The 19,307-nt window shown below is 41.3% G+C and carries 23 protein-coding genes; 11 read left to right on the forward strand and 12 right to left on the reverse strand.

Annotated features, from left to right (window positions below):
* The first annotated feature begins 124 nt into the window (after positions 1–124).
* Both vap15 and M1D52_RS09630 read left to right on the forward strand, forming a co-directional pair.
* The gene (gene vap15 / locus M1D52_RS09625; protein ID WP_289551823.1) at positions 125–355 is read left to right on the forward strand and encodes a type II toxin-antitoxin system VapB15 family antitoxin; all 231 of its coding nucleotides are present in this window, start codon (positions 125–127) and stop codon (positions 353–355) included.
* A complete protein-coding gene (locus M1D52_RS09630) occupies positions 336–755 on the forward strand; it encodes a putative toxin-antitoxin system toxin component, PIN family (RefSeq protein ID WP_437363716.1) in 420 nt (139 codons plus the stop codon). Before vap15 ends, M1D52_RS09630 begins: the two co-directional genes overlap by 20 nt.
* Positions 756–782: 27 nt before the next feature.
* Here M1D52_RS09630 and M1D52_RS09635 read toward each other — a convergent pair whose 3' ends face one another.
* A complete protein-coding gene (locus M1D52_RS09635; RefSeq protein ID WP_377610662.1) occupies positions 783–1,151 on the reverse strand; it encodes a winged helix-turn-helix transcriptional regulator in 369 nt (122 codons plus the stop codon).
* A 106-nt stretch (positions 1,152–1,257) separates the two neighbouring features.
* Between M1D52_RS09635 and M1D52_RS09640 the strand changes: the two genes are divergently transcribed.
* Positions 1,258–1,887 carry a nitroreductase family protein gene (locus M1D52_RS09640; protein WP_377610660.1) on the forward strand — a complete coding sequence of 210 codons (630 nt, stop codon included), beginning with the start codon at positions 1,258–1,260 and terminating at the stop codon, positions 1,885–1,887.
* Positions 1,888–1,985: 98 nt separating this feature from the next.
* Here the strand turns inward: M1D52_RS09640 and M1D52_RS09645 are convergent, their stop codons facing one another.
* The 9 genes from M1D52_RS09645 to M1D52_RS09685 all read right to left on the reverse strand — a co-directional run bounded on the left by M1D52_RS09645 (position 1,986) and on the right by M1D52_RS09685 (position 10,472).
* A complete protein-coding gene (locus M1D52_RS09645; RefSeq protein WP_437392398.1) occupies positions 1,986–3,071 on the reverse strand; it encodes a DUF6695 family protein in 1,086 nt (361 codons plus the stop codon).
* A gap of 24 nt (positions 3,072–3,095) precedes the next feature.
* On the reverse strand, positions 3,096–3,536 hold the full coding sequence (locus tag M1D52_RS09650) for a hypothetical protein (protein ID WP_437392400.1): 441 nt from the start codon (positions 3,534–3,536) through the stop codon (positions 3,096–3,098).
* Between the two features lie 274 nt (positions 3,537–3,810).
* Entirely contained in the window at positions 3,811–4,698 is an 888-nt protein-coding gene (locus M1D52_RS09655; RefSeq protein WP_437392402.1) for a lysophospholipid acyltransferase family protein, read from the reverse strand.
* A gap of 2 nt (positions 4,699–4,700) precedes the next feature.
* Positions 4,701–5,621, reverse strand: coding sequence for a DUF6268 family outer membrane beta-barrel protein (locus M1D52_RS09660; protein WP_013667612.1), 921 nt, complete (start codon positions 5,619–5,621; stop codon positions 4,701–4,703).
* Positions 5,622–5,993: 372 nt separating this feature from the next.
* Positions 5,994–6,614, reverse strand: a complete 621-nt coding sequence (locus tag M1D52_RS09665; RefSeq protein ID WP_013667611.1) for a porin family protein — start codon at positions 6,612–6,614, stop codon at positions 5,994–5,996.
* Between the two features lie 139 nt (positions 6,615–6,753).
* On the reverse strand, positions 6,754–7,509 hold the full coding sequence (locus tag M1D52_RS09670) for a LytR/AlgR family response regulator transcription factor (RefSeq protein WP_013667610.1): 756 nt from the start codon (positions 7,507–7,509) through the stop codon (positions 6,754–6,756).
* Complete coding sequence (locus M1D52_RS09675) at positions 7,506–8,432, reverse strand: sensor histidine kinase (RefSeq protein ID WP_246860307.1); 927 nt, start codon at positions 8,430–8,432, stop codon at positions 7,506–7,508. Before M1D52_RS09675 ends, M1D52_RS09670 begins: the two co-directional genes overlap by 4 nt.
* A gap of 325 nt (positions 8,433–8,757) precedes the next feature.
* Positions 8,758–9,687 carry a helix-turn-helix domain-containing protein gene (locus M1D52_RS09680; protein ID WP_437392404.1) on the reverse strand — a complete coding sequence of 310 codons (930 nt, stop codon included), beginning with the start codon at positions 9,685–9,687 and terminating at the stop codon, positions 8,758–8,760.
* A 20-nt stretch (positions 9,688–9,707) separates the two neighbouring features.
* Positions 9,708–10,472 (reverse strand): SDR family NAD(P)-dependent oxidoreductase, encoded by a 765-nt coding sequence (locus tag M1D52_RS09685; protein ID WP_377610645.1) that lies wholly within the window; start codon positions 10,470–10,472, stop codon positions 9,708–9,710.
* A 189-nt stretch (positions 10,473–10,661) separates the two neighbouring features.
* Here M1D52_RS09685 and M1D52_RS09690 point away from each other — a divergent pair, with 189 nt between their 5' ends.
* Complete coding sequence (locus tag M1D52_RS09690) at positions 10,662–11,198, forward strand: hypothetical protein (protein WP_377610643.1); 537 nt, start codon at positions 10,662–10,664, stop codon at positions 11,196–11,198.
* A gap of 103 nt (positions 11,199–11,301) precedes the next feature.
* Here the strand turns inward: M1D52_RS09690 and M1D52_RS09695 are convergent, their stop codons facing one another.
* On the reverse strand, positions 11,302–12,240 hold the full coding sequence (locus M1D52_RS09695) for a helix-turn-helix domain-containing protein (RefSeq protein WP_437392406.1): 939 nt from the start codon (positions 12,238–12,240) through the stop codon (positions 11,302–11,304).
* 144 nt (positions 12,241–12,384) lie between these two features.
* Here M1D52_RS09695 and M1D52_RS09700 point away from each other — a divergent pair, with 144 nt between their 5' ends.
* The 6 genes from M1D52_RS09700 (at position 12,385) to M1D52_RS09725 (ending at position 18,204) form a co-directional block, all read left to right on the forward strand.
* Positions 12,385–12,789 (forward strand): GlcG/HbpS family heme-binding protein, encoded by a 405-nt coding sequence (locus M1D52_RS09700; protein WP_437392408.1) that lies wholly within the window; start codon positions 12,385–12,387, stop codon positions 12,787–12,789.
* A gap of 48 nt (positions 12,790–12,837) precedes the next feature.
* Positions 12,838–13,647, forward strand: a complete 810-nt coding sequence (locus M1D52_RS09705; RefSeq protein ID WP_437392409.1) for an SDR family oxidoreductase — start codon at positions 12,838–12,840, stop codon at positions 13,645–13,647.
* 70 nt (positions 13,648–13,717) lie between these two features.
* On the forward strand, positions 13,718–14,194 hold the full coding sequence (locus M1D52_RS09710; RefSeq protein ID WP_437392411.1) for a nuclear transport factor 2 family protein: 477 nt from the start codon (positions 13,718–13,720) through the stop codon (positions 14,192–14,194).
* Between the two features lie 92 nt (positions 14,195–14,286).
* Positions 14,287–15,036, forward strand: a complete 750-nt coding sequence (locus M1D52_RS09715; RefSeq protein WP_437392413.1) for an SDR family NAD(P)-dependent oxidoreductase — start codon at positions 14,287–14,289, stop codon at positions 15,034–15,036.
* A 54-nt stretch (positions 15,037–15,090) separates the two neighbouring features.
* Complete coding sequence (locus M1D52_RS09720) at positions 15,091–15,669, forward strand: TetR/AcrR family transcriptional regulator (protein ID WP_437392415.1); 579 nt, start codon at positions 15,091–15,093, stop codon at positions 15,667–15,669.
* 150 nt (positions 15,670–15,819) lie between these two features.
* On the forward strand, positions 15,820–18,204 hold the full coding sequence (locus M1D52_RS09725) for an ABC transporter permease (RefSeq protein ID WP_437392416.1): 2,385 nt from the start codon (positions 15,820–15,822) through the stop codon (positions 18,202–18,204).
* A gap of 33 nt (positions 18,205–18,237) precedes the next feature.
* Here M1D52_RS09725 and M1D52_RS09730 read toward each other — a convergent pair whose 3' ends face one another.
* Entirely contained in the window at positions 18,238–18,621 is a 384-nt protein-coding gene (locus M1D52_RS09730; RefSeq protein ID WP_437392418.1) for a DUF4260 domain-containing protein, read from the reverse strand.
* Positions 18,622–18,908: 287 nt separating this feature from the next.
* Here M1D52_RS09730 and M1D52_RS09735 point away from each other — a divergent pair, with 287 nt between their 5' ends.
* The gene (locus M1D52_RS09735) at positions 18,909–19,280 is read left to right on the forward strand and encodes an ABC transporter permease (RefSeq protein ID WP_437392420.1); all 372 of its coding nucleotides are present in this window, start codon (positions 18,909–18,911) and stop codon (positions 19,278–19,280) included.
* Positions 19,281–19,307 lie beyond the last annotated feature (27 nt).

Here is a 19,307-nt window from a genome sequence, read left to right on the forward strand (position 1 = left end):
CGCAATCCATCACAGAGATCAATTGGGCTGCAAACGAGAATACGACTTGATGCCTAATTCTCCTAGTAGCGTTGTTTATCAGTATAAATTTATGTAAATTTGGAAGACAATAACGGCTTTAGAAATGAAAACGGCATTACAAATAGATATCACTTTTGAGCAGATACTTTCCATGGTTAAGCAGTTGCCCAAGCAACAGAAGATAAAGCTGAGCAAGGAATTGGAAAAAGAAGTTATAGATTCAAAGCTCCAACAGTTGTTGACTACCTTTAAAACAAACGAGTTGGATGCAAAAACAATTGCGGCAGAAGTAGAAAGCGTAAGGCAAGAAATATATGATAAACAAAAGCGTTAAAGTAATTTTTGACACGAATGTTTGGATTAGTTTCTTAATAGGAAAGCAGCTCTCCAAAATAAAAAAATATATTGTTGACGGCCGTATTAAGATTATAATTACAGAGCAGTTATTGACGGAGATAAAAATTGTAACAGCCCGTGAAAAACTTAAAAAATATTTTCCGAAAGGAAGTGTGAAGGAACTAATTGTTTTGTTGGAAACAATTGGTGAAAACGTTGAGATAAAATCAACTCATTTAATTAGCAGAGACCCCAAAGACAATTTTCTATTAGATTTAATAGATTTTTCCAAAGCTGATTTTTTAGTCACGGGAGATAAAGATCTCTTAGAACATAATCCGTTTAAAACAGCCCAAATACTAACGCCAACAGCCTTTGAAAGTAAACTGAGTAAATAGAATCTTACAAAACAATTACTGCTTCACCTAAACTTTTTCCTGTCTCATGCCTTTGAGAATACGTGCGCGGTGTTGAAGTCCCCATTCGGCAATGGTTTGCGTCAATTGCTTTAATGATTTTCCGTACTCTGTAATCTTATAGGCTACCGAGACAGGAGAAGTGGCCAATACATTTCGTTCAATCAATCCGTTTACTTCAAGCTCCTTCAGCTCCCGACTTAACATCTTACCGGAGATGCCCTGAACTTTCTTCAGTAATTCGGAATAGCGCATGGGTTGGTAACACAGGCAGGCGATAATAAGCACCTTCCACTTTCCACCTAAGATTTCCATGGTGTCATTTATAGCCAATACGGTTTGGCTACAGTCTTCGATTAATATACTTTCTGATTTCATTTTTGTCCCTTGGTTACCCAAATGTCACTGTTACTTTTTGTCACTTAGTGGCAAATTTAAACAATTCTGCTTTACCTTTGCATCGCAAAACATAAAAATTTATACAATGGAACTTATTAATCATTTAAAATGGCGTTACGCCACCAAAAAATATAGTACAGAAAAAGTTAGCGAGGAAAAGATCAACCAAATTTTAGAAGCCATCAACCTAACCGCTTCTTCATGCGGAATACAGCCCTATCGGGTTTTGGTAGTTTCTAATCCGGAGATAAGGGCCAAATTGGGCGCAGGTTCGTTTAACGGACAGATTGTAAATTCTTCTCATTTATTGGTGTTTGCGGCTTTCAACGAGATATCCACAACATATATTGAAGAATATATAAAAATGGCCGAAAAGCAACGGAATTTGCCGGAAGGTGGGATGGCTAATTTTACAGAAAAACTAGTTAACTATTTCAGTGCAAATACAGCGGAAGCAAATGCCATCTGGGCTAGTAAACAGGCTTATATTGGCTTGGGTACTGCCTTGCTGGCGGCTGCGGAATTGAAGATAGATTCTACGCCCATGGAGGGTTTTGATGCTGCCCAATTTGATGAGGTTTTAGGGCTAAAGGAGAAGGGATTGCATACGGCGGTGATCCTTTCGTTGGGCTATCGGGATGCGGAAAATGATTACCTGGTTGATATGCCAAAAGTAAGGTTGCCCATAGAAGAATTCTCTGCTTTTGTAGCATAAACGATTTAATCTGGCTGTAGGTGCGCTTGCTATTGCTGCGCAACACTTCCATGAGCTGGAAATTGACAAGTTGGCTTAAAAGATCAGGGACGGCCTTCTTAGCCAACCACGGGAAGATCCTTATAACGCCATTCACTCGGGGAGTAGTTTACCGGCAGTTGCTGTAGATGCTTGATGCGAATCTTTTTTCTGTGCTGTTTGATATGTGTAAAGAGGAGGTGACTGTCATAGGTGACTTCGAAAGGTTGTGACAGGTTAACCGGTTCGGTTGTTTCGCCAAGAATAACGTACTCCAATTTTCCTTCCGAAGTGAACCGCTTAATGATGACTTTGTCGCCAGTAGTGGCTTGTATACTGAACCATGCTCCATCACCCACGCCTCCAAGATACTGTGCCTCTTTAGGCACAGTAATGGGTCTTGAGGGTACGTTCATGCGGCCAACCGAGTGGTCGGCGGGTAAAAGACGGGCTTTTCTTTGGCTTACATTCTCTCCTAGCTTTTTCAGTAAAAAACGAACGGACTGCCAGCGGTTCATCTTAAAATGTTTTAAGCCCTCATGGGGTGTAAATGAGTAGATCATTCTATCCGGCACTACATTAACTAAATTACTGATGGGACTTGCTTTAATTGTTTCAGGGAAATTGATACTATGTCGCCAGCTGTAGCGCTTGGAACACCGAGCAAGCATGCGGACAATAAATCGTGAACAATTATTGTTGTTGCGGGCGATGGCACCGTAAGGATATGCACCTTGAAGTACACAATCGTCTCCGTAAGCTTTGGCGCGTTCGAAATTAATATCACGAGCAATAGCGAAATAAAGAATACCTTCTCCATACATAGCAGGTTTCAATGCTTCAAACTGCGTTGCGATTTCTTCAAGGTTGACAATATAACAACCTTCAAATTTCGCCTTAATCGAAATCGCTAGGCGAGGGTCTGAAAATTTAGAACGAGCTCGACCATATTGCCGGGGCGTGATATATCTTCCGAAGTCATAGAAGAGCATTTCGCCGGTTTCTCGTTTAATGATAACAATACCGGTATGACCTACTTTAAAATTCAAGTTTTTTACGATGCCAATTTTCTTTAAAAACAACATCCACTTTTCGTCTCCGCGGATAGTGGTATCCGGCCATGTTAAAATAAGGGCCATATCATTGTAGGTGATCGTTGACTGCATGATATTCTCTTTTTATGTTAGACTTTAAAGGAAGATGAAGTTTCGGTAACCCCTATGCGGTGAATGTTTGATAAATAGATTTAATTTCGTGCCCCAACGGAAGAAACGGCTTAATTCTTTTTGGTCCAAGTGCTCAAAATGGAAAATTTTATGTGGAAATGGAATCGCATTGGTATAGACACCATTTTTGGAAAAAACCAGCATAATTTTTTTGTGAAGCTTTTTCGTTAGGCCAACATGTTCGTATACTGCCTGCCCGCGTTCGAAGAATGATGCTGTTGGATAATCTCGAAAGGTCAGCAAAACGATATAGTCACAGCATGTTAGCATGTTTTGATAATTGATTTCATTGCCTAAACTGGTACGGCTATACACTTCGTGTCCATTGTTCCAAAAAAACGCTGCAAGATGGTCGAGTAACATTTGTTCTTCTTGTCCGTTATCTCCAACTAATAAATATTTCATCTGTTTATTTTTTGTTTTTAGTTGTCAGATGGAGCCTTTGATGATTAAAATAATCATTGCCCTGTGTGCTTAATGATTATTTTTAATCATGTCGGGTTCATATGTAAATGACTTCTCTTTTAAAGGCCATACCTGCCTACCGGCAGGCAGGTGGAATATCCGGATTATTTTGTGTTTGTCTTTGGTAATCATGGATATTTCATTATCAAAAATGTTTTATGCTAAAGATTTTTAGCCGCTGCTATCTGGAATGCTATAAATTTAATGGTGGGTATCAGCTAGATGGCGATCCTTTCCATCGCTTGTGTGTCCATAACCAACCATAGGGTTCTTCTTTGATGTTTTCGGTTAAGAGGCTTACATATTTTTGGGTTATCTCGCCCTCTCGCGTAGCTGAAGCTTCGGAACAGATTGGTAAACAGGTTATTTTGTAATACCCTTTAGATAGCTGTGTAATATGTAAGTAGATGACGGCCGATCGACTCGTGCGTGCCAATTTCTCCATGCCTGAAAAGACGTATGTGTCCTGGTGTAAGAAAGTGAACCTGAATTTTTCTTCTTTTATCGGCGGACATTGGTCGGCAAGGAACAGATAGACGGCCGGACCTGAACTTTTAGCTAGTATTTGGCGTACAATCGCTTTATCAGGTAATAACTTCATGCCAAAACGAGACCGGAATCTAATCATCAGCTTATTCATCGTGGTTGAGCGAAGGGGTTTGTAAACGGCATATATGTCGTATTGCATCTTAAAAGGCATAAAATTTAGCATCTCCCAATTTCCGCAATGGCCTAGGCAAGCAATAACGTCTCGTCCGGAGGCTATGTACTGATCAATTAATTCTTGATTCTCAAATACAATTTTCTTGTCAAGCACTTCAGCCGAAACGGAAATGCTTTTGATGATTTCGGCAAAATAGGCGGTAAAGCAAGTGTAGAACTTTTTTACAATTGCATGGACTTCTCCGTATCGCTTATCCGGAAAGGCACGTGCTATATTCTGGATAACGACTTCTTTTCTGTAACCGATGATATAATAAGCAAGAAAATAAGTGATGGAACCCAATGCATATAGAAAGGTCATCGGTAGCAGGCTTATTATGTATAGGCCGGCATAAGCACTTCTATAAGCAAGTTGTTTTAGTATCTGCTTCGGGTTCATATTTAGAGTTTCATCTTTAAGCCAACGGATGCATAAGGGGAAACAGAAAAAAAGTAATCATTATCGGATGCAAATACACCCTTCAAGGTTCTGTCGCTGTACGCAGCCGGACGGTATAGGTTTAGTCCCACCATACCGGTCATGGTTAACCCGGTTTTACCGAGCTTGAGCTCGGGACGAAAGCCTGTAACGATATACTGGTGTGAGAAGATCACGTCTTTGCCGTCTTTTTTCAGCAAGGCGACCTGCCCGTTCATTTCAATGGCATAAGATAGTTTGAACCGATCGTTGAAATCGTAACCTGCCGATAATTCAAGGCCTTCGATTACTTCTACATTGACATCGTATTTTCCGTGAAGCTTCCATTTAACATAAACCGCCGGAAATATCATGGGGTACCCTAAAGAGCTATTGATCGATACGCCACCGCCTATATCCAGATTCGGTTTCAGGTGTCGGATAAAAACAAGGCCCCCACTTCCCAGCACATTTTTAAATGTCAGCTTGGAGAAATCGGTAGTGGGAGCAAATATACCGGCTCCTAGGCTGGCCCGCATCGACCATCGGTCATTTAACGGACGTAGATGGTAAACCCCAAGTTGTATATTCATGATTTCGGAAACCATTTCATCTGAAAAATTTCGGTTTTTCAAAGAGACGTATGATCCGCCAAGGCCAATCCCCCAAGCTGTGGGACGATTCTTTTCATTCATTTTCATGGATAAGGGAATGTTGACGGCTCCTTGGTAAACCATGGCGGAACCTTTGCTATTACCGATTTTTTCTCGTGGTTTTTCACCCGGAGGCAGATAATAATAGCCCGAATTTCCAATATACTCGGTTCTGAAAGACACTTGTTGCGCGTTGCCTTCGAGATAGAGTAGTATGGCTAACGTTGTTAAGCAGAATGATATGAACTTCATATGATTTTTAAATTTTTATTTGCATTTATTTATTATATAGGAAGCAAAAGAAGGGTGAATGAAGTGATGTCGAAAGCAATAGATGGCAGACTTCAGCATCTGGTGGATGAAGTGTAGTATGAACCGGATAAAATGAATTCGAAAAAAGCCATTGCGTACAGAAATTCAGGTGTATTAAATTGCACGGCATAACCTATTTTTAAATAACCGGCTTGACCCTTGTTGTTTGTTTTCATCGCTTGCTTCCTATAATTAATGTCTTGTATAACGCTAAGACAATTATGAAATGGAAGACCCTACGTTTATTTGCTGTTTTCTTTAGGGGCATATATTTACACTGCTGTACGCAACCTGTTCTATGGCTTGGCTTTTTTAGAATTTATAGGCTATTCCGATGGCTGCACGTTGGTTTTTCATGGAGCCTCCCTGGGCTTTATGCAGGTCGGCCAACCCGTATTGATAACTGGCATTTATTTGCCAGTTTTTATCAAACTGGTATCCTATAATGCCGCCGACACCATAATCGAAACGTTTTAGGGCAGGTCTTCCTGTCTCCCCATTCGTTTTGAACAGGTTCACGCCACCGGCTTTTGCCAGGACGCCATAACCGACATAAGGGCCTACGCCTATAAAGGCTTTCCCACTGCCTAGCTGCCCTTGAACCATTCCATAGAGCGGAATTTCTACACCAACGGATTTGAACTTGGTAGTTGATTGAGTTGATTTGGATTCTAGGTTCGAGATGTCATAATACACATCAATCCCGGATTGCAAGGCAAAATTTGTACTCAGATCGTATTTAACGAAACCGCCAAAGGAACCGCCTATTTTCCTTTTACTTTTAAAGTTTTTCATATCACCACCTAAGCGGTAATTAGATAGATTGGGTCCGGTTTTAATACCGAATGATACAGGTTTGTCCTGAGCTGACATTTGTAGGGAAAGAAATAGGGCGCCGGCTGCTAGGAAAAATGTGATTGCGTTCTTGTTCATCGTTCTAAAATTTAATTTTGTTTTTAATGTTGAACAAAAGAACGATGGATGATCCGCTATTGAAAGGTGCAAGCGACAGACCTAAGAATTTGCCCTATGAACTACAGAATGGAAGGGATGAAGTTTTCCGTGTTTGGAGCTATTCCACGATCCCGTCCATCCATCGCAGAAAGTCGGGGACGCGTACACGACTGACTAGCACCTCATGTGGACATGCGGGTACAAAGGAAAGTTTCAGTCGGCTGTTAAAATATTTGTTAACACTTTCAATAGCTTTTACGTTCGCAATGCAGTTACGTGATACGCGGAAAAACAAACGGCTGTCAACTTGCTGTTCTAGCTGATCTAAAGTATAATTAATAATATACCGTTTATCGTGAAGGGTGTGGAGAAAAACGACGCCGTCTTCACTATAAAAATGCGCGATATCAGTGGTTTCTATGTAGTGATAATTTTCTCCCTTCGATATCAGGAAACGATTTTTGGTTTTAACCGGTAGGATTTGCTCAAAACGCTTGGGGTCGGTTATATAGTGGTGGTTATGAAAGATGTTTTCGAATTTGATTAAGGCCGCTTCTAACTCCTTCTCATCAAAAGGTTTTAACAGGTAATCGATGCTGTTCAGCTTAAAGGCTTTGATGGCATGTTCATCGTAAGCGGTGGTAAATATGACAGGCGTGTTGACCTTTACATGGTTGAATATTTCGAAGCAATTGCCATCGGCCAGACGGATATCCATCAAAATTAAATCGACAGAAGATGCTTTCAGGAAACCAATGGTATCGATAACTGTTTTGGTTTGCTTCTCCAGGAGATAACCGGAGCGTAGTTTCGCCATCATCCGTTTTAATTCTTCGTATGCAAATCGTTCGTCTTCTACTATTAGGTATTTCATTGTTGGATATAAGGGATTTTTACAATAAATAGATCGCCGGTATGCGTCACGACGACGTCTTTGGCATACAGCTTATATTGCTTGGTAATGTACTTGAGTCCTATACCGCCTTTATCCACATCGCTAGACGGTTGAATGTTATTTTCAATCGTAATATAATCAGGGTCGACCGTAATTTTTATGTGCAACAGTGATTCTTCGGTTGCGATATTATGCTTAAAAGCATTCTCTATCAGCAGTTGCAAAGTGAGCGGAATAATTTTGTTCTTTTCACAGTCCGCTATTTTATCTACCGTAAAAGTGAACGAGTTTTCGAACCGCATCCGCATAAGGAAAAGATACGAATCCAAGGCATCTAATTCTTCCGCTACCGAAACAACCGGCTGCCGGGTAAGAGAAAGTACATACCGATAGGTCTTGGAGAGGGCTTTGGTGAATTTATTGGCATTGTCGGGATTGATATAGATTAATGAAGAAAGTACATTCAACGAATTGAAGAGGAAGTGTGGGTTTATCTGTGACCTTAAGGTTTCGTGCTGGAATAACAGCACTTTGCGCTTGGCTGTTTCGGAGTCGGCTATAGCTTTTTGTTCCGACTGGAAATAATAGATTAATTCAAATACCAACAGAATCGGGATATTGGTTGTCATGGCAAATGCAAATTTCACCAGGAAGGGGGGAAGACCTTCCTCAGGTATATGAAATACGTCGTAGATCATGTAATTAAACATCCACAGAATGACCAAACAGATCAATGTGATGCCTATAAGGCCCGCCACAATACGATAAAATATATTTTTGGAATAAGGTAGATATTTATTTAAAAGTAGCAGTAAGCCATAATCAGCAAAACACATGATGAAGATAACGATATAATGTGCTGATAACTGTATGTGGAAATTAGCCCATAAATCTTCCTTCATGAGAATAATGCTGAAAAGCATTTGACACAAAGCATAAATCAGTGTGGAGAAGAAAAAAATGAACAGTTTTTTTATATTTATTCTTTTCACCCGAGGCATGCTCAAAAATAAAGTTTCCAGCGAAGATTTATTACTAAATCTACTCCTTTTCTGATGAACTTCATTTTTTAAGGGATGAATTTAACTGGTTATGTTCTTTTTGTGAATATTTTTTTCTGAATGGGTATCATTGGTAGCCACTTAAGGTCAGTTAATTTTTACAACATATGCAAGAAACTGAACGTTATTTTAACGCGAGCGGCGGCGGGGTCGGCCGTCGTGCAAATTATTGAGGAGCGCTTGTTGCCTTAATACTTGCTCGAAATTCAAGAGGCGTTAGTTTTGTGCGTTTTTTGAACAGCTTACTAAAGGATTGTGGATGTTCAAAACCCAAGCCATAGGCAATCTCGCTTACGGAAGCCGATGTGGTCGATAATTTTTCTTTAGCCATTTCAATGACTTTATCCTGTATATGTTGGCGAGTGTTTTGTCCGGTAATATGCCGCAACATCGTGCTGAGGTAATCTGGTGTGATATGAAGTTTTTCACTGATATAGGACACCGTTGGCAAGCCCTGCCGAGTCAGTAGCTCGCTGCTACAATAGTCCACTAGAATTTTTTCAAAACGGGTGAGAATTTCGTGGCTGTTTTTTTCACGGGTGAGGAACTGTCTTTTATAGAATCGTTGTGAATAGTTCAATAACAACCCGATCTGTGAGATGATAATGCCTTTGCTAAATTCGTCCATATTTGAAGCGTATTCATGTTGTATATTCGCAAAAATTTGAGCAATAATCGTTTCTTCTTTTTCTGATAGGAAAAGTGCTTCATTAATCGCGTAATTGAAAAAATCGTATTGCCTTAATTTTTGCGATAGCTCGGTATTCCATAGGAAATCAGGATGGATAAGTAAAATCCATCCTGATGGTTTATTCTTCAACTGTTGTTCGTCAATCGTAATATCCAGTACCTGATTAGGAGCAAAAAAAGACATGAGTCCTTCATCAAAGTCATAATCCTGCCGTCCGTACTGCCATTTACCGATAACATTCTTTTTAAAGGCAATGGAATAAAATCCCTGCGTAAAATGCAATAGCATTTCATCGTGGTACATTTGACCGTAGTCTACCAAGCTGATCAGGGGATGCTCCGGCTTGGACAACCGATTTCGCTGATGAAATTCGCTAATTGTTTTAATATGCGTGAATGTTTTCATTACCCAAAAATACGAAGAAATTAAAGATTCATTCCACCGGATATTTCAATACGTTGTGCATTGATCCAGTACGCTTCATCGGTACATAAAAAGGCAACCACAGCACCAATATCGGTGGGTAAACCAACGCGTCCTAATGCTGTATCGGCAGCCAGTGCTTTGTTAAGGGTTGAATTATCTCGCACTGCGCCGCCCATAATGTCGGTTTCAATGGCACCTGGTGCTACCACATTGGCACGAATTTTACGGGCACCCAGTTCTTTTGCCTGATATTTGGTTAGTACCTCCAAACCGCCCTTCATTGCTGCGTAGGTTGCAAATCCAGGGGTTGTAAAGCGGGTAAGCCCACTGGAAATGTTAATAATGCCACCGCCATTGTTCATAATCTTTAAGGCATGTTGTGTAAGAAAGAATGGTGCCATTAAATGGATGTGTATCATGTCTTTAAACTCGCTGATGCTCGCGGTCTCAAAGGGTGCGGGTGCAATTTGTCCGGCGTTGTGTACGAGATAATCAATAGTCGAAGCCTGAAAACGGTTGTTTAATGCCGGCAGTAGTTTATCCGAAAAGAAGGGTTCGTAATTTTCATAGATGCTCACATCTAAAGGTAAGGCCAATGCTTTCTGTCCTATTTTTTCAATTTCAGATACCACACTGTCAGCAGCAGTTTGGTTAGATTGATAAGTTATCACTACATCTAATCCTTTTTTGGCGATATTGATGGCCATATCTCTTCCCAAGCCACGACTTCCGCCGGTAACCAATGCAATTTTATTTGTACTCATGATTTTAATTTTTTCTTGATACAAATTTCAGGATGTAATGAATTTGATTTGTAGCCCAACCCCGACACTTTGTAGCCCAATCAGTATTGCAGGCGTTGGCCTGCATCAGCACGTAACTGAACAGGATGGGAACACTGCTAAAGTTTAATTCGATAAACATTTACAATAGAATATTTATAATTTTAAAGCATGAAGCTTCTACATACAAAAGACGGGGTTGCCTTTGTACGTCACCGCGCATTTGCGCATCGATTCTTACTACCTATTGGTGAATATGTAAATTGGAAGCTCCAGCATGAATGGGATGATTACAACGAGCTTTACCATGCCGTAAACTTTATCGAACAGTTAAGTGCCATTGATGGCCTTTGGCTTGAACCACATACCTTGGAGAAAGAGGGCAAGCTGATGGGCGTTCTTTTCATCGTTGGCGGGATGTTGGAAAAGCTGGGAGACGCAAAAAAACTCGACGAGGGAACCCTGCTGCTGAAATATTTTCATATTGTGAGCAAGGGGAATGGTTATGGATCTTATTGGTTGCAGCGTGTTATCGTGCCCCACTATCGGGAACGTGGCTTTCGTGCGATCGCTATTAGTAGTAGTCACCCAAAATCGTTCAATTTTTATAGTAAACTTGCGCAAGAAACAGCAAGTTATTACAAAGCGAGTGATAATGGGATTTATCAGCGGCCGTGCAAATCATTTAAGCTGAGTTTATTACCTTAATACTTGTCCGAATTCAGGTGGGCCGAGTGATTAGTAAAAAAGGTGTTTATTGCATGTTTGTAACATTACTCCCTGCGTTGAGTAGCGATATGTTCATCTCGTATCATAGTAAAACGCCTTTCCTAAAGGCATTAGGCGTATAACCTGTGTTCTTTTTAAAGAAAAAATTAAAATTAGGTTGATCAGAAAAACCCACCGCGTAGCTTATTTGATCCAAGGTCCAGGTAGTTTGTATTAAAAGCGCTTTGCATTCATCCAAAAGTCTTCCCTTAATATGCGTACTTACATTCTGCCCGGTTCGTTTTTTAAGAATCCGGTTTAAATAATTGGGATGCAGATTGAGGGAGAATGCAAATTCCTGTGCAGTTCGGAGCCGGATAGGGTTTTCATAGTTAATTTGAGAGACTTCTTCTTCCAGTAAACCAAAAAAGCGATGAATATGGTCGTACTCTTCATCTGTTCGTTGCGGAACAAGGTAATTGGATTTTCGGGCACTTTCAATCATCAGTAGTTGTATATAGGCCTGAATAGCATCATATCCCAATTCATTACCTTGCTCTTGATACATGCTTTCCCAAAGGCGGTTAAAACCGGGAAGGTCTCTGTCTTCTATCCGGATGACTGATTTTGATTTATCTTTAAATAAGTTCAGTCGCTCTAATGTTGCTTTCAACATGGGGTGGTGATTGATAAAATCCCTTTTGAAAAGCAGGTAATATCCGGCCGATTCTCCTGAAGTCTTCTGCCAGGAGATAATATCATTGGGATGAATAAAAAGTAGAGTCGGCGTATCGATTAAATACTTGTTGAGCCCTAAGGTGAAAACTCCTTTTCCGCCGGCGATCATCAGAATTTTATAGAAGTCTCGTCGATTAGCGGAGAGGTAATTACGGCAGTCTTCAATCTCACGATTGAACACTTTGATGGGGGGACGGTCGTGGGCTTCCCGATATATAGGTGTAAGTTCCGGGAAATCACGAAGCCGATCTATCGCTTTGTGGTCCATGCTCATTTTCATAGACGTGGTTAGTTTTCGTTCCATAAAGTTATCAAAAATCTTAAAATTTTTGGTCAGGTTTGATTTTCATAAAATCCGGCTTTTTTTTCCTATAAGAATCCTTCCCGATCTGCTGCAACTTTGTCTTAACAAAACGAAATAAAAACATAACAACTAAAAAGCAATAGTATGGAAATCAATCTCAATGAATCAAGACAGGTTGTGCAGCAAGCTAGGGCAAAGGCTATACAACTCAATGTAAATGTAAATATTGCGATACTGGATACGGCCGGACATCTTAAGACTTTTGAAAGGATGGATGACGCCTTCTTAGGATCCATGGACATTGCCATCAAGAAAGCGAAAACGGCCAGCCTTTTTAGAACCAGTAGCGAAAACGTTGGCGAATACCTAAAACCTGAAGCAGGAACCTACGGCATGGTAAACACCAACAATGGTCTGGTGGGATTTGCCGGCGGACTTCCGATTCTGAAGGATAAAGAGATCATCGGCTACATCGGTGTATCAGGCGGAGCCGTTTCGGAAGACTTACAGATTGCAACCGCGGGAGCGGAAATTTTTAACCAAAATTAATTAGAACACTAATAAACATTTCATTACCAATTTTAAAACGATAAAAAAATGGAAACTAAAACAATTTTAATTACAGGAGCAGGTTCAGGATTCGGAAAAGGAGCTGCATTAGGAATGGCTAAAAACGGACACAACATCATTGCAACGGTACACGTATCATCACAAGTAACCCCGCTTCGCGAAGAAGTTGCTGCCTTAGGTTTGTCTGATAAAATCCGCGTGGAACGCTTGGACCTTACCGATGAGTATGATATCAAACAAGCCTTAAAATGGGACTTTGATATTCTTTGGAACAATGCCGGAATGGGGGAGGCGGGGCCCGTTTGGGAGATTCCGGTAGATCTGGTACGGAAAAACTTTGAAGTGAATGTTTTTCTCCCGCTGATTCTTACGCAAGGGGTGGTGCAGCGATGGGTGCGAGAAGGCAAAAAAGGAAAAGTGGTATTCACCTCGTCGATGGGAGGTTTGTTTACACCTGCTAACTGGGGCACCTATGTTTCTACCAAACACGCGCTGGAATCTTTGGCAGAAGCCTTGCAGCAAGAGCTTGCAGGGTATGGTATCAAGGTACAGACCATTAACCCCGGTGCTTATTATACGGGATATAACGAAACCATGGCTGATAATCCGTTCCGTTGGTTGGATGATGAAGTCAACTTTACGAAAAGAGCAGACCTTCGCAAAGGTTTTGATGATTTCTTTGCTACACCGGAAGGAAAAATGGATCCGAAAGAAATGATAGATCGCATGATTGAAATCGTGCCGGCTGATGAAGGGAAATTCAGAAATGTAGTTCCTAAAGTGATTGAAGATATGCTCAAAGATCATCAATTGAAAGCTTGGGAGAATCGCATTTGATTTTAAAGGAAAACAAGCCTTAACCAGCGTTGAGGCTTGTTTCGATCAACTAACTAAAAGTATAATACTAATGAAACTATTATTAATTTCTCTTTTTATGATTTCATTTTCGATAGCGTCAGCTCAAAATTACAGCGAAGCGGAATTGGCCAATAAAGAAATTATTACAAACGCTTTTCACGACTGGCAGGAGGGGACGGGTAATTTTTTCGATTTATTGACGGACGATTTGCATTGGGAAATAACGGGGTCTACACCTTACTCAAGGGTCTATAACTCCAAAAAGGAATTTTTGGATCAGGTGATTATTCCGATCAACAAGAAATTGAAGGTAAAAATCAAACCAACGGTGCGCAATATTTTCGTTGATGGGGATATGGTGATTGCACTTTGGGATGGTGAAGCGACGGCGCTGGACGGAAAACCTTATCGTAGCTCGTATTCATGGTATATGAAGATGAAAGATGGCAAAATAACCGAGGTAGTTGCTTTTCTTGACGGGATTGAATTTAGTGATATCATGGAGCGGATACCTGTTGAAGAATAAAAACCTCAATTGTCATGACTTCTTCATATAACACCTAATTAGACCGATTAGTCTAATTAGGTGTTATCTTTGTGGACCAAATGGTTCAATATATGAAAAAATTAGAAAATAAAGTTGCGCTGGTTACAGGCGCTTCAAAAGGGATCGGCGCCGCTATTGCCAAAAAGTTGGCAACAGAAGGTGCTGCGGTGGTGGTTAATTATGGTGCTGCGCAAGCGGATGCAGAAAAGGTAGTTGCCGAAATTGTAAACAATGGAGGTAAAGCGATTGCCATTCAAGCGGATGTAGCCAAGGCAGCGGATGTGGACCGTCTCTTTGCGGAAGCGCTTAGCCGGTACGGCAGCTTGGATGTGTTGGTAAACAATGCAGGGATCTATGAGTGGGCTCCCATTGAAGCGTTTACAGAAGAAAGTTTTCACCGTCAGTTTAATATCAATGTATTGGGGCTAATTTTAGCATCGAAAATTGCCGTGAATAGTTTTGGAGAAAAAGGAGGGAGCATCATCAATATTGGTTCGGTCGTATCGAGCGCTACACCTGCCGGCAGTGCCGTGTATACCGCGACTAAAAGTGCCGTTGATGGAATTACTCGTGTGTTGTCAAAAGAATTGGGCCCTCGAAATATCCGCGTAAACTCGATCAATCCAGGGGTGGTGGCTACGGAAGGTTCACGCGCTGCCGGTTTTGTGGGAAGCGAATTTGCAGAGGCCATGGCGAATGAGACACCGCTGCGTCGTATTGGTGAGCCTGATGACATTGCGGCCGTGGCGGCGTTTTTGGCATCTGACGATTCAAAATGGTTAACCGGAGAGCTTATCCTGGCGAGTGGTGGCTTGCGGTAATGTTTTTTCTATTAAAATCAATAGCTTTGCCTCTGTTGGGCAAGGCTATTTTTTATGAGAACAAAAGACTTTGATGAGAACGAGATATTAAAGAAAGCGATTTCTATTTTTTGGGAGAAAGGTTATCATGCGACTTCCCTGTATGATTTAATAGAAGGCCTCGGCATCGGGCGGTCAAGTATTTACCATGCCTTCGGCGACAAACATAAGCTGTTTGTAAAAGCGCTTGAGCGATATCAGGAGGAAGCCACCGCACGTATTGAAGCCGCCCTGAGCGATGCATCCTCCGTTAAAGAGGGAATTAAGGCACTCTTGCGTATCGGTGTTGTGGATAGGCTAGACAGTGCATGCCCTAAAGGATGTTTTAAGGTGAATACGGAGGTAGAGCTTGCTACCCATGATGAATTGATCAGGAAGGTGCTGCGCGAGGATGAACGGCTAATTGAAGAGGCACTGATCAAAGCGATTAAAAAAGGACAGGCTGACAGGCAGATCAACGCTTCCAAAGATCCAAAGGTACTTGCGCATTTTTTATGTAACACCATCACGGGGTTGCGCGTGTATTCCAAAGTTCGGAGCGATCGTTCATTTTTCGAAGGCGTCATCGAAACGGCCTTGTCGGTGTTGGATTAACTATGTATATCTGTTCGCAAGCGTACACCTAGGTGTTCGTAATCGCACATTGATTAGCGGGGAAAGGGGCCGCTGGATGTCTTTTATCAACAAATAAGTAATTTGGCAGCTTTATTGAAGGTGATGGTTACACCCGATAATCTGCATACGATGTTAAAAAATTATCTCAAGGTAGCTTGGCGAAATCTGGTTAGAAACAAGGTACATGCCGTGATCAATATTTTTGGTCTGGCATTCGGTATGACCATTAGTATCTTGATTGCTTTATGGATTTGGGATGAGGTGTCATTTAACAAGCGCTTCAAAGATAATGAGCGTATTGTCAAGGTATTACACCATTCTTCCGACGGCCTTCATATCAATACCTTTAATACGATATCCATTCCGACAGCCGAAGAACTCAAAGATAAGTTTGCGCAGGATTTTGAGGGAATCGCCTTGTATCGTAATGGGCGAGCAACGCTGACAAAAGAGAATGGGGAGGAGAAGGCCATTAGCCAGGGTTTTTATGCTGAACCTGCATTCCCTGCTATTTTATCTCTGAACTTAACAAGGGGATCTCTTGGTGATTTCACCGACCCATCCACCATCTTAATCAGTGAACGCCTTGCGGCGGTTCTTTTTAACCAAGAGGATCCAATAAATCAGACTATTAAAATAAACAATGAATCGTCTGCAAAGGTTATTGGTGTTTACCGGAACTTTGCACCCAATACCGATTTTAATAAACGGGACTTTATTCTTCCCTGGAGTCATTTGCTTGCGACGAGACCATGGGTTAAAAGGGCTTATAACCAATGGAATAATAATTCCTTTTATATTCTAGCTAAAATAGCGAAGCGTGCTGATTTAAAAAAGGTAACTAATAAAGTAAAGAACCTGCTGGTGGGTAAGCCTAATCGGGATGATCATCCCGAGATTATCCTTCAACCTGCTTCTGAATGGCATCTGTACAATGAGTTCAAAAATGGCAAAAATGTGGGCGGTAATATTCAGTTTGTGTGGATGTTTGGATTAATCGGCGTTTTTGTATGTCTATTGGCCTGTATTAATTTCATGAACCTCAGTACTGCGCGATCTCAGAAGCGGGCAACCGAGGTGGGGATTCGAAAGACAGTTGGATCTTCGAAAGCGTATTTGATTATTCAGTTTTTAAGCGAATCTGTACTGATTGCATTTTTTTCGGCTCTTGTAGCCATCGTATTGGTTTGGCTAGCCTTGCCTTGGTTCAATAACCTAGCTAATAAGGAGATTGTTTTTCCATTGCAGGCTCCGCTATTTTGGTTGGCCATTTTTCTGTTTGCACTGTTGGCCGGGCTGTTATCCGGAAGTTATCCGGCGCTATACCTGTCTTCATTTAAACCGGCGGGGGTGTTAAAAGGCGTGATGAAGGTGGGACGCTTTGCGGAGATATCGAGGCGCTCGCTAGTTATTTTTCAGTTTACGGTTTCGCTTTCGCTGATTATCGGAACGGTAATCATTTATCAGCAGATAAACTATGTCAAAAACCGACCCTTGGGTTATAATCAAAACGGCTTGATCAGTGTGGAAATAAATACGCCGGATTTAAGGTTGCCAGGTGTTTATAATGTTTTGCGGAACGAGCTGCTGAATTCGGGGTATGTAGAGAACATGGCTGCGGCCTCTAATACTGCCACCGGCATCAATAACCATTTTGATGGCTTTGATTGGCCGGGGAAACAGCCTCATATCAATCAAAGTTTTGGCGTCTCTTACGTGACGCATGATTTTGGAAATACGGTAGCATGGGAATTTAAGGAGGGACGGGGTTTTTCAAGGGATTTTCCGACCGATAGCAATGCGGTTATTCTGAACGAAGCTGCGGTGCGGTATATGGCTTTACAGCATCCGGTGGGAGAGACGATAAAATTCGAGGATGTGCCCTATAAGGTAATTGGTGTGATTAAGAATGTGTTAATGGAATCGCCTTTTGAGGAAGTATACCCCAACGTATTTATGCTGAGTTACAATAACCTGGAAGCGATAACGATTAAGATCAAACCTAACGTAAGCACTGCGAAGGCGCTCAAAGCAATTGAGGTCGTACTAAAAAAATATGATCCGGCATCGCCATTTGCCTATAGTTTTGTGGATACAGACTATGCAGATAAGTTTTCCTTTGAGCAGAAAATAGGGAGTCTGGCTTCTTTATTTGCCGGCTTTGCTATTTTTATCAGTTGCTTGGGCATTTTCGGTTTAGCAGCGTTCATGGCCGAACAACGGACCAAGGAGATTGGCGTACGGAAGGTGCTGGGAGCGACGGTGTTCAATCTCTGGATTTTACTATCAACGAACTTTTTGCTGTTGGTCGTCATTTCCTTTTGTTTGGCGATTCCTATTTCGTGGTATATGATGGAAAATTGGTTGGCCGATTATGATTATCGTACGAATATTTCCATATGGGTCTTTGTTTTAACTGCGGTTGGGGCGGTGGTTCTTACCCTGGCTACCGTGAGTTTTCAAACGATAAAGGCAGCCTTGGCAAATCCGGTAAAATCGCTGAGGAGTGAATAGATTTTGTTTGCAGCGCTATATGGCGTGTCAGTTTCAGTTTTTCTTTCCGATCCAGCCTAAGTGAGTATGTTTAAAATCGTCATTAAACTTTAATCCATAGCCAAGCGCCCGATCCATGGCCGAATGTCCAAATAAAATGATGCCGGATAAGCCGAGCATCTGACTATCCAACCAATATGCCAAAATTAAAACGACAATGGCTAGTAATTTATGATGAAAAAAGTTATAAAGTGCGGCACCTACCCGTGGGTTGATTACATAACCAAGCATAGAAAGGTCCGGTAAGAGCAAACAGGCAGGGAAAACCCACCAGCTATAGTCCAGTTGGCTGAATAGGAATATGGAAAGTAAAAGCTGTCCTAGTTCTTCTAATTTTAAAAGCTTGTTTATTTTCTGCATTTGGTTACGATCTTCCATAGTGACGGTTTTTGTTCCGGTTAATACTGATTTGATACCGGCAAAAGTACATCTAAAATAAACGAAAAATAAAGATTCTTACTTCGGTTTTTTCTTATTTAATAACAAGTGTATGTTGGTGTTAGATAAGAAATTTAATTTACTACGACGATATCTTGCATCTAAAAAAGAAAATAAGTAAATTTGAATATAGGTTTAGGTTTTAAACCCCTCCTTACCGCCCGGTACAACATGGAGGGGTTTTATTTTTTCAGCAGTATCAATCTGACCGTCGATTTGGCGAGGTAGTGGGTGTTTTCTCCGTATTGGTGCTTCTGATTACCTGTTTGGGTGTTCTGGGTTTAACCACCTATACCATTCATAAGCGTACCAAAGAGATCGGTATTCGAAAAGTGTTGGGCGCTTCGGCACCTGATATCGTAGGCTTATTGTCGTTTGAATTTGTAAGATTGATTGCACTGGCTTTGGTAGTGGCAGTCCCCATAACCTGGTATGCCATGAACAACTGGCTGCAAAATTATGCGCTGCATATCCAGATCCCTTGGTGGGTATTCGGGCTGGTCGGTTTATTTGCAGTGGGTATTACGATATTAACCTTAAGCTATCAGACGGTTAAAGCCGCTTGGATGAATCCGGTTGAGTCCTTAAAAAAGGAATAAGTATACTGATAGGTCCTGATAAACCCC

Source organism: Olivibacter sp. SA151 (assembly GCF_054130995.1).